Annotated in this window: 13 protein-coding genes; 2 read left to right on the forward strand and 11 right to left on the reverse strand. The window is 43.6% G+C overall.

Annotated features, from left to right (window positions below; all coding sequences use genetic code 11):
• Window positions 1–40 precede the first annotated feature (40 nt).
• From LOR49_RS16855 to rpmG, 11 genes are all read right to left on the reverse strand, one after another.
• Window positions 41–1081: an MTH1187 family thiamine-binding protein gene (locus tag LOR49_RS16855; RefSeq protein ID WP_240378117.1), complete on the reverse strand. Its 1041-nt coding sequence runs from the start codon at window positions 1079–1081 to the stop codon at window positions 41–43.
• A complete protein-coding gene (locus LOR49_RS16860; RefSeq protein WP_240378118.1) occupies window positions 1078–1698 on the reverse strand; it encodes a hypothetical protein in 621 nt (206 codons plus the stop codon). The genes LOR49_RS16855 and LOR49_RS16860 overlap by 4 nt, the downstream gene beginning before the upstream one ends.
• Window positions 1699–1776: 78 nt before the next feature.
• Window positions 1777–3195, reverse strand: a complete 1419-nt coding sequence (aspA, locus tag LOR49_RS16865; RefSeq protein WP_240378119.1) for an aspartate ammonia-lyase — start codon at window positions 3193–3195, stop codon at window positions 1777–1779.
• 25 nt (window positions 3196–3220) lie between these two features.
• Entirely contained in the window at window positions 3221–4102 is an 882-nt protein-coding gene (gene rocF / locus LOR49_RS16870; RefSeq protein ID WP_240378130.1) for an arginase, read from the reverse strand.
• 14 nt (window positions 4103–4116) lie between these two features.
• Window positions 4117–5082 carry an ROK family glucokinase gene (locus LOR49_RS16875; protein ID WP_240378120.1) on the reverse strand — a complete coding sequence of 322 codons (966 nt, stop codon included), beginning with the start codon at window positions 5080–5082 and terminating at the stop codon, window positions 4117–4119.
• Window positions 5083–5102: 20 nt separating this feature from the next.
• Window positions 5103–5321, reverse strand: coding sequence for a YqgQ family protein (locus LOR49_RS16880; RefSeq protein ID WP_240378121.1), 219 nt, complete (start codon window positions 5319–5321; stop codon window positions 5103–5105).
• Window positions 5322–5329: 8 nt separating this feature from the next.
• Window positions 5330–5830, reverse strand: a complete 501-nt coding sequence (locus LOR49_RS16885) for a hypothetical protein (RefSeq protein WP_240378122.1) — start codon at window positions 5828–5830, stop codon at window positions 5330–5332.
• Window positions 5831–5900: 70 nt separating this feature from the next.
• Window positions 5901–7457, reverse strand: coding sequence for a rhomboid family intramembrane serine protease (locus LOR49_RS16890; protein ID WP_240378123.1), 1557 nt, complete (start codon window positions 7455–7457; stop codon window positions 5901–5903).
• Window positions 7458–7579: 122 nt separating this feature from the next.
• The gene (locus LOR49_RS16895) at window positions 7580–7759 is read right to left on the reverse strand and encodes a hypothetical protein (RefSeq protein WP_240378124.1); all 180 of its coding nucleotides are present in this window, start codon (window positions 7757–7759) and stop codon (window positions 7580–7582) included.
• 75 nt (window positions 7760–7834) lie between these two features.
• Entirely contained in the window at window positions 7835–8392 is a 558-nt protein-coding gene (locus LOR49_RS16900) for a 5-formyltetrahydrofolate cyclo-ligase (RefSeq protein ID WP_240378125.1), read from the reverse strand.
• 49 nt (window positions 8393–8441) lie between these two features.
• Window positions 8442–8591, reverse strand: a complete 150-nt coding sequence (gene rpmG, locus LOR49_RS16905; protein WP_240378126.1) for a 50S ribosomal protein L33 — start codon at window positions 8589–8591, stop codon at window positions 8442–8444.
• Between the two features lie 279 nt (window positions 8592–8870).
• Between rpmG and LOR49_RS16910 the strand changes: the two genes are divergently transcribed.
• Window positions 8871–9215 carry a hypothetical protein gene (locus tag LOR49_RS16910; protein WP_240378127.1) on the forward strand — a complete coding sequence of 115 codons (345 nt, stop codon included), beginning with the start codon at window positions 8871–8873 and terminating at the stop codon, window positions 9213–9215.
• A gap of 12 nt (window positions 9216–9227) precedes the next feature.
• A complete protein-coding gene (locus LOR49_RS16915) occupies window positions 9228–9662 on the forward strand; it encodes an endolytic transglycosylase MltG (RefSeq protein ID WP_240378128.1) in 435 nt (144 codons plus the stop codon).
• Window positions 9663–9829: the final 167 nt, after the last annotated feature.

Below are 9829 nucleotides of genomic sequence, written 5' to 3' on the forward strand. Positions count from 1 at the left end.
AAATGGAAAAAAGGAGCTGATTTAGCTCCTTTTTTCTCTATTATAGTTTACTTTCCACCGATTCTACTTTTTCTTCCATTCTTCCGCTTGTTTTGTCGCGGCGATCGTCTATTCTAATGTTCGTCGACACTCGTTTTGCGCCCCGATTAAATGGAATTTCATGCAAATTTTGGACAATCGCAAGCAGGTCACGCAGATCACCCTCGATAATAGTGCTCATCGAGGTGAGCTGATAGTTAATCTTATCTCCGTGTTGATCGAGCACTTTTTGAATCTCCGCTACATCATCACTCATACTGGTGGATTCTGAACCAATAGGAACAACCGTTAAGTCCATAATTGCCATATGCTTCTCCTCCTTTACTTCCTTTAAAAGGTGTGGATATTCTTTTCTGGCAAGTGTCCGGTAGGCAGCTAATGCGGTCCGCAGATGAATCCTCTCCGGGTTGGAACACGTAATATGCTTTTGCACGGCATAGGAGACAGTAAGAAGTGGTTTTCGTAGTCCGCCCATCCCCTTTTTCTGAATAACACGATGCAACAGTGGCGCTGCCGGTACTGCTGCATAGGATACGAGCGCAGCTGCCCTGTCTAAAGGGAGCAGTAGTGCAGTAAGTGGTATACACGCAGCGACGAGGAAAAAATATAGCACCACTGTGTTTGTCGAGCAATACCGGTTCGTAATGGCTGCTTTTTTGATTCGTGATAAATATCGTCCACTTTTTATCCCTTTAAAACTAAACACTTTATGCTCAGCACCGTGAAACTGTTTCAACTGTTTCGGGAAGATAAAGTGAGTACCAAATAAAAAATAAAAGAAGGTATATGCTGGCGCATAAGGGAAAAAACCATCGTAGAAAAGACGAACAGGTACGGATATCAGCACAGCCGCCCCCCATAAAAAGAATAGAAGCTTATACCAATACGGCATCGATAGGAAGACATCTTTACCAATCTTCCATAACGAAGTGGGGTGAAGGGGCAGCAGCCTCGAAACCGGACGCTGATTCTCTACGTGCGCCCAACCTATAAACTGTTCACCAATGAAAAGAACTCCATTTTGATAGGAGAGCCCTTTCATGATGCATGCAAACTTTCTTTATCAACATCTACAAAGCGTTCCGCAACCCAAAAGAAAGATTCATCGTTACTCTCTTTACCCACAAATTCCCTCTCAAAAAACCTCGCATCTTTTGATTTTATGCCCTGGTGTTCCTCCCATGTATGCAAATAACTGACTACCGCACGCTCCGGAATAATATCCGTGTCTGTTTCTACAGTAAAGGAACCTTTACTACCCACAACGTCATACTCCTCCATCTCTGTTAAAAAAGAAAAAAGAATTCCGTTGTCAACGATTTCACTTTCCGCTTCCTTCTTGCCTTCCTTTGTCTCGACGACTAATTTATAAGACTTTAAGGTTTCGCGAGGAAGTGGTGCGCCATTTTTATCTAGTAAGGTAACCCCTATATAATCAAGACCTTGCACACCGTCTTCCGGCATCACTTTCCACTCCCAGGTTCCTTCTAACTGGGCCCCACTTTCAGCTGCTTCAAAAGATGTGTCCCATTCAATTTGTTCATTTAGCTTCTCATTTGTAACGACTTGGGCTTTATTTATGTACAGACTTCCGCCGGCAAACAGGAGAAGCATTAACACTACAGGCAGGATTACAACTAACTTATTTCCTGAAAACATCGTATTCCCCCATTTTTCCTTCTTACTAAAAACAGCGAGGAAAGCCTGATCCACTAAAGAATCAGGCGTTCTTCTCGCTTACTGTTGCTCCATGAACCTTGCTCCTGCAATACCAGGTTTTGTCATTTCTTTCGGGTCCAGTATTTCGTCTAATTCTTCCTGACTTAATATCCCTCGCTCTAAACAGATATCTCTTACGCTTCTGCCGGTTTCAATGGCCTCCTTCGCAATCCGGGATGCGGCTTCATAACCGACGTGGGGGTTGATGGCAGTAATAATACCGACGCTGTGTTCCACTAACTCACGGCAGCGTTTAACATTCGCAGTAATGCCGGAGATGGCATGCTCTCTAAACACTTGTAATCCATTTTCAAGCACAGACAGGGATTGCAGTAAATTAAATACGAGTACCGGCTCCATCACATTTAGTTCTAATTGCCCCGCCTCGGAAGCAAGACTGATCGTGTGATCATTACCGATGACTTGGAATGAAATTTGGTTGATCACTTCACACATAACTGGATTTACTTTTCCCGGCATGATCGATGAACCTGGCTGACGAGCCGGTAAATTGATTTCATTCAAACCAGTACGCGGACCGGAACTCATTAAGCGCAGGTCATTAGCAATTTTGGACAAATTGATTGCATGTACTTTTAACGCCGCTGACAACTCGGTATACGCGTCCGTGTTCTGAGTGGCATCGACGAGATTTTCCGCATTTTTAAAAGGCATGTTTGTTAAATCTGCTAAGTATTGAGCAACTTTTTTAATATATTCCGGCTTTGCATTCAAACCGGTTCCGACGGCAGTGGCCCCCATATTGATCTCATAAAGAGGCTCTACGGCGCGTTTAATCCTTTTAAGGTCTCGGCTCAGAACACGGCGGTACGCGCCGAATTCCTGTCCCAACCTGATAGGTACCGCGTCCTGCAAATGAGTGCGTCCCATTTTAATAATATTATCAAATTCCGTTTCTTTCTGTTCCAAAACCTCAAGCAGCCGTTCAAGCATGACTGTCAATCCCTTTGCCAAGTTCAGAGCGCTGATATGAATAGCAGTCGGAAAAGAATCATTAGTCGACTGCGCCATGTTTACGTGTGTATTAGGACTGACAATTAAATAATTACCTTTTTTCTCACCTAGAATTTCTATGGCGCGGTTGGCAATCACTTCATTGGCGTTCATATTAAAAGACGTTCCGGCTCCCCCTTGAATAGCGTCAACGATAAATTGGTCGTTATACGCGCCGTCGATCACTTCGTCTGCCGCTTGAATGATTGCATCCGCTATTTTATTCGTCAGCACGCCAACATCCCGGTTTGCCATAGCGGCAGCTTTTTTTACGTAACCGAATGCTTTAATTAATTCTTGATGCGGAGGGTAGCCCGTAATTGGGAAATTCTCTTTGGCACGAATGGTTTGAATGCCGTAATACGCTTCTGCCGGCACCTGCTTTTCCCCTAAAAAGTCCCGTTCCGTACGAAATTCAGTCATGTTTGTTTCTCTCCTTCTACACCATTTATTTCAATTTTTCTCCAAATAGAGAACCCATTAGCGCAACTGCAGTTTCTGCTGTCTTATTTTTTTCATCCAAAATCGGGTTAACTTCTACAAATTCTGCTGATGTAATGATATCTGATTCTGCAATTATTTCCATGGCTAAGTGACTTTCGCGGTAGCTGAGACCGCCAATGACCGGTGTTCCGACTCCGGGGGCATCTTGAGGATCAAGCCCGTCCAAATCCAAGCTTAAATGAACACCGTCACACTTGTCCTTTAAGTAGTCAATCGTCTGTTCAATTACTTCCGGCATCCCTAAGCGGTCTACTTCATGCATCGTATAGACGTTAATGCCAAGATCTCGAATGAACTTCTTCTCTCCTCCATCGAGCTCTCTTGCGCCAATAATAACGACATTCTCCGGTTTCAGCTTCGGAGCCTTCCCATTTATTTCTGTTAATAAGGGATGACCGAGCCCAAGCGAGACGGCAAGCGGCATCCCGTGGATATTTCCGGATGGAGAAGTCTCTGCTGTATTTAAGTCACCATGAGCATCGTACCAAATGACCCCGAGGTTTTGAAAATGCGGTGCTGCTCCGGCAATGGAACCGATAGCCATACTATGGTCTCCTCCCAGTACGAGCGGGAAACGTCCCTCTTTAAAGATAGCAGTTGTCATAGCTGCAAGCTCCGTGTTCGCCTTTGTAACCGCATGGAGATTAATTAGATTTTCGACATCTTCTTTTCCAACGTCTTCTTTTTTTATCGAAATATCGCCTCTATCTTCTATATCATAACCCAAAGCCTGAATTCTTTCCATGGCTCCTGCATATCGGATAGCACTAGGACCCATGTCGACTCCGCGTCGACTTTGGCCAAGATCAAGCGGTACTCCGAGCATTGTAATGTGCTTGTTCACTGTTGGCCTCCTTTCCCTGTCAATGCAAGCCACGCTGCACCTGTGACTCCAGCTTTATTTCCTAATTCAGCTAACTGCAGCTCCGTTCCTTGTTTCACTCGCTCTAACGCATAGTAGTAAAAGTGTTTTCGTAAAGGAGTGAGAAGCTTTTCTCCGGCTGCGGATACCCCGCCTCCTATCACGATACGGCTAGGATTTAAAAGAGCAGCTGCATTGGCGGCCGCGAGTCCCAAATATTGCATCGCTTTATTAACCGCTGTTTTTGCCGCACGGTCACCTGCCTCTGCCAAATCAAAAACATCCTTTGTCGTCCAGTTCTTTTTGGCATCTAACAGCGAATACCCCTCTCTCTGTGCTTCTCTTTTGGCAAGCCGGATAATACCAGGGGCCGATGCTACGGTTTCCAGGCAGCCATTCTTACCGCATTTACACGTTTCTCCGCCTTCTTGGATTACTGTTATGTGGCCTGCTTCACCAGCTATCCCTGCACCGGTCCCATACAAAACCTTCCCGCCAATAATGATGCCACATCCGATCCCTGTTCCAATTGTTAGAAATAATAAATCCTCTCCGTGCTTTCCTGCACCTTGCCAGTATTCACCGGCAGCTGCAAGATTTGCATCATTATCAATCAATACCGGAACTTCAAGAAGCTTCGATAACTCCCATGCTGCCGGATATTGTTTCCACCCTATATTGACCGAGGAGACGATCGTTCCCCGTTCCGAATCAATATAGCCCGGCATCCCCATACCCGCCCCGGCAACTTGGCTTAAAGGGATACCCATTTCAAATAATTTATCATGAACGGACTGCGCGACCGCAGATAAGACAAAGGACCCTCCGTTTTCAGGGATGGTAGGAATCTCCCAGTCCGCACACATGTTTCCCTTCTCCGTAAAAATAGCTATCTTTGTATAAGTTCCGCCGATATCTATTCCTAATACATATTGAGCCTCCATCTCTTCGCTCCTTTATACTCTCAAGAGCCGCCACTGTCTAAATTTTTTTGTTTTTCCCTTCTAATTGTGAGAAGCGCCTCCTGATACATGACTTTCTCCAAAAGCCCGGCTCGGAAGGCTTCTTTGATCTCTTCTTCCATTAGCTCCAAATCCCCTTGCCTATCTTTCGTGTAAACGACAATGCGAAATTGCATCAGCCATTTTCTAATCTTCGTTATTGTATCCAAATTTTTCATCATACGCCCTATTATAGCAACACAATGATTGAAAACAAAAGCAATAGTAAAAACGGAACATAGGATATAAAAGTGACTCGCTGCCACCTATTTTGAAAGCTTCCAAATGCGAGATGACCCACGACAAAAAATAGTAAAAAAAAGAGACATAAAAGCAGAAACAAAAACATCGATTCTTGCCAATGGCCAATATGCCATCCGATGAAAAAGAAAAATACTGCAAGAGCCCCCCAGAACTGCATACTCTTTGCATGCAAAAATCCATGAAAAGGCAGAAAAGAGATAACTCCCGCCACGCATACAAAGAGCACCAAGATGAACCTTAGGAAATTAACCAGCCACTCCATCTCACTAACGTAAAGGAGACCGGATAGCAAAAAGCCAAAATAAGAAAAACATACAAATAACACGATAACTGTGAAGGCGATCAGTGACTGTTTATTTCTCGTATATATCGTTAATGCTCCAAGTGTCGCTGCTGTTAAAGCAATTTCGATGATAGATACCAGCATAAGCGCCTCCTCGTTTTGCTCGTCTTTGTTACAACCTATGTGATAACGGGAGGAGGCATACATAGATCTGCTAGGTATTCGTTCTTTCAGCGAGAAACTTTTCCAGTTTTTCTACATCTAAATGCTCTGCATCTTTTGCTTTTTTCATTTTCTCTTTCAATGTTGCCAAATATTCTCTTGCCTGAGCGTACTCCTCTAATTCAATGGAAACTATGACAAGATTGTAATAAGCTTCTAAAAATTCCTGGTCTAGTGAGATTGCTTCTCGAAATTGTTCGGCGGCCTGTTCATATTTGTTTTCCTGAATGAACACATTGCCTAATAAAAAATAAGCCTGCTCATTTTCCTGATGACGAAGTACGTCTTGAAGAATTTCTTCTGCTTCCTGTATGTTATCCTTCTCCAGATACTCTTGAGCAAGCTGCAAGTCTAAGGGCACTGACTCTGATTTATTGTCGTTATTCACCCCGTAACCATACAAAATACCTGCACATAAAATAGTTGCCACTAAAATGAGCAACTGACGTGTTTTGTTTCGATGTTTAGGCAAATGGACGACGGCAGAAGCGAGGAAACCACCGGCAAGCCCCCCAATATGCGCCCCGTTATCGACTGCAGGCACGACAAAGCCGAACACGAGATTAATGGCCAAAATAAACAATACATTGACCCCCATTGTCCGAAAAAATAACTGCCGGTGAATGAGGCCGAAATATAAGAGTGCACCAAAACAGCCAAATATCGCACCTGACGCTCCTGCCGATACTTGTTCATTACATGCGAAACTAGCCAGTGATCCAAACAGCCCTGCTGTCAAATAAATGACGCTAAAACGTAACGTTCCATACATTCTTTCCACCGCCCCACCAAGATAAAAAAGGGCCAATGAATTCATAAATATATGCAAAAATCCAATATGGAGAAACATAGAAGAGAATAGCCGCCACCACTCTCCGTCCAGAATAGCGGGATTATATTTTGCCCCAAATTCAATTAACGTCAAGAGATCCGTACTCCCGCCTGCCTGTTCAATGGCAAAAAAAACAAAAACGATTGCTGCGAGAAGGAGATATGTCAGACGCGGCTTTCCAAATATGAGCAAAGAGCGGTCCTGCTTATCAAGCTGCTGTTTTTTAATAAGAACTTGTTTGCGGTAAAAGCCTGCTGCTTCTTCATGCTCATTTTCCGTTAACTCTTCCGGTACACTCTCCCATGGTTCTATCATTCCAAGCGTGCGAAAAACGAAAGACGGACTATCTGTTACCTCCCTCACTGGTTCCTCAGCGATAAAATAATGTTGTGAGCTGTCGTCATTTTCCTCTGCTCCTACTTTCGTCTCCTGATCAGCAGGAGGGTAGGTGGATACATACATATTTTGAAAGAACCATTTTCGTGAAGGTTGGATTTTCTTTAAACGTTTGAACATTTTTCGTGCCGTTCGAATATCCGCTTCTAAGTCTTTCATCCAATGATATTCAACTCGCGCTAGGCGAATTGCCAGTTTTCGCCCATCCCCTTCATATTCAAGCCAAATTTGCTTATAATCCGGACTCATCTCAATAATACGTGCGTCCTCTTGAATGACTAAGTAATACATCATTTTCCAAAACAAATGGTTAGCCAACACATCGTTTCATCCTTTCAGATGGCCGGGAACGATTCTACCCTGATTATTCCACCAGTATAACAAAAAAAACGCCGGTCATGGTGACGGCGCTTTGGAACATATAGGTGCTTCCTGAAATTTGTTTAAAAAGGTGAAAACGAAGAAAGTAACTGATTGCGTAAGAACGGAATCCGCAAAGCAATTGTAATAGCCACTCTTCGAATCGAACGACTGCCAAGAATAAAAGGGAAAAACCTTCCTCTCATCCGCAGTCCTATTGCGACTAGAAAAGTAATGATAATCATCCATATCCAGCCTCTCATTTTATCTCCACCTTTTTATGTTTAAGGTGTACGAAGAAAAGCTTTTTTATACAAAAGTTGTGTTGGGGGTGCACATTACATAATGATGGAATTCGCGGTGATAATGGCAGTGAGCGAAATATCGTGCTTCTCATGCGGAATGTGCTCAAACAATTGGAACTCAAGTGCCAACGCACAAGTTGGTACCGCAATAGTGCTTAATAAGCGGTCGTAATAACCGCCTCCGAAACCGACACGGAATTTATCAACATCAAAAGCAAGACCCGGCACAATGATTAAATCAAAGTATTCAGGTGCAATATATGTCGTTTTCTCTGGGTCTGGCTCGCAAATTCCGGCAAAGCTTTTTTCCGTCTCAGAATAAGCATGGATCTCATAAAAATGCAGAGCATGATGAAGTGGGTCGGCACGCGGTATGACCATGCGCTTCCCTTCCTCCCAGCCTCGCTCAATGATCGGCGCCGTGTCGATCTCGTTTCTGGTCGCCATTGTAACAGCAACGGTCTGGGCTTCTTGCCACTTTGTCCACTGAAATAAGCGGTTATAAATGATTTCGCATTCCGTTTCCCGCTCACTAACACGTAGCTCATTGAATTGGTTTCTAATATATAAACGCAAATCACGTTTTGTCATTTCCATCACTTTTCCTTAAAAAAAGAGCAGAGGAGATCACTCCATCTGCTTACTTTGTTTCCCGGTGCAACGTGTGTCTTTTTAGCCGCGGGCTATATTTTTTAAACTCAAGACGTTCTGGATTCGTACGTTTGTTTTTACTCGTAATATAATTACGGTCACCTGTTTCCGTGCAGGCAAGCGTTACTTGTACGCGCATCATTTCCCCTCCTCATGATCAAATTCGCCACGGCGAAATTGTGTACGGATTTTTATCGCTAAAAATTCCGAAGCATCCGCCGGAGGCTTACCTTCATTTCTTTCACTACTTAGAAAATGAAGTTCAAGCATCTTTCATACTTTTTAATGATAGCAAAAACGAACCCTTCTTTCAACATAATTATACACGTTTGAGCCGGGCATATTTGAAACGGCATTCTCGATTTAGACAAGAGCGTGTATAATATTGTTGACTACATGCTAACAGGGGGATTATGACATGGAATGGCTGATTATATCATTATTTGCAGCGAGTATTCTTTTGTTCGGCGTATCTTTTTTGGGTCGTGATAAAGACAAAGAGATGAAAGCCGAACTCGACCAATTAACACTGCAAATGGTGGGAGATGTGTATGATTTACGTAAACGGATTCATTACTTAGAAGAGGAATTATTGGCTGCCACGCCGACTTCCTTTCAAAAAAATAAGAAATCAAGCAGCCACGCTGAACTTGTTTCCGAAGCACATGCGCTTTTCCAGCAAAATAGGAACGTAGAAGAAATTGCTGCTGCAATGGAGCTGCAGGTGGATGAAGTAAAACATCTGCTTAGCAATAGCCACTGAGGAGGCACACCTATGAATCGGAAATCGATACAAATGTTTGCAGCTGGTTTATTTGCGGCAGCATGCTGTGCTTCTGTTTATTACTTTACTCAGCAACCGGCAGACAATCAGGAAGAAGCTGTTACCGAGAAAATTTTAAGTAAGGAAGAGGCCATCGTCGTGTTGGAAGAACAGGGGTACAACATCCTGACAAACAGTGAAGTTGCCGATCTTAAGGAACAAAGTAACCGAAAAGTATCCTCTGTAAAAGCGCTTCTTACAATTACAGAAGGCATGAGCAGCAGCACGGTGGTATCATCCTTATCAAAGTTAGGAATGATCGACGACGAGAGAAACTTTCAACATCGGCTTCAAGAAAGTGGTGCCGCTACAAAGATACAAGCGGGTGTATATGAAATAAATGACCAGATGAGCGAAGAAGAAATTATCAACCTCATTACCAGTTGAGTAGAATTAGAACGGATTTTCACTGCAGGCGGACGCTTTTACCTTTAAGGGCACAACTGCGACATCAGTTAGGGACTGCGCTTACGCTTGCTCTCACTGTGTCTTCCTTGCCGTGGCAACGCCTCAACTTACTCGGAAGCAAAGTTCGCTTCCTGCGGGATTTTTGG

Source organism: Bacillus piscicola (genome assembly GCF_022458745.1).
In the GTDB taxonomy this organism is placed as follows: Bacteria; Bacillota; Bacilli; order Bacillales; family Marinococcaceae; genus Alteribacillus_A; species Alteribacillus_A piscicola.

What these genes read in the sequence shown, in the direction of transcription:
- LOR49_RS16880 (WP_240378121.1), bottom strand. Translation starts at nt 5,321, where the DNA reads ATGATGAAAAATTTGGATACAATAACGAAGATTAGAAAATGGCTGATG.
- LOR49_RS16900 (WP_240378125.1), bottom strand. Translation starts at nt 8,392, where the DNA reads ATGACAAAACGTGATTTGCGTTTATATATTAGAAACCAATTCAATGAG.
- LOR49_RS16895 (WP_240378124.1), bottom strand. Translation starts at nt 7,759, where the DNA reads ATGAGAGGCTGGATATGGATGATTATCATTACTTTTCTAGTCGCAATA.
- LOR49_RS16910 (WP_240378127.1), top strand. Translation starts at nt 8,871, where the DNA reads ATGGAATGGCTGATTATATCATTATTTGCAGCGAGTATTCTTTTGTTC.
- rpmG (WP_240378126.1), bottom strand. Translation starts at nt 8,591, where the DNA reads ATGCGCGTACAAGTAACGCTTGCCTGCACGGAAACAGGTGACCGTAAT.
- aspA (WP_240378119.1), bottom strand. Translation starts at nt 3,195, where the DNA reads ATGACTGAATTTCGTACGGAACGGGACTTTTTAGGGGAAAAGCAGGTG.
- LOR49_RS16915 (WP_240378128.1), top strand. Translation starts at nt 9,228, where the DNA reads ATGAATCGGAAATCGATACAAATGTTTGCAGCTGGTTTATTTGCGGCA.
- LOR49_RS16885 (WP_240378122.1), bottom strand. Translation starts at nt 5,830, where the DNA reads ATGCTGGTATCTATCATCGAAATTGCTTTAACAGCAGCGACACTTGGA.
- LOR49_RS16860 (WP_240378118.1), bottom strand. Translation starts at nt 1,698, where the DNA reads ATGTTTTCAGGAAATAAGTTAGTTGTAATCCTGCCTGTAGTGTTAATG.
- LOR49_RS16875 (WP_240378120.1), bottom strand. Translation starts at nt 5,082, where the DNA reads ATGGAGGCTCAATATGTATTAGGAATAGATATCGGCGGAACTTATACA.
- LOR49_RS16855 (WP_240378117.1), bottom strand. Translation starts at nt 1,081, where the DNA reads ATGAAAGGGCTCTCCTATCAAAATGGAGTTCTTTTCATTGGTGAACAG.
- rocF (WP_240378130.1), bottom strand. Translation starts at nt 4,102, where the DNA reads ATGCTCGGAGTACCGCTTGATCTTGGCCAAAGTCGACGCGGAGTCGAC.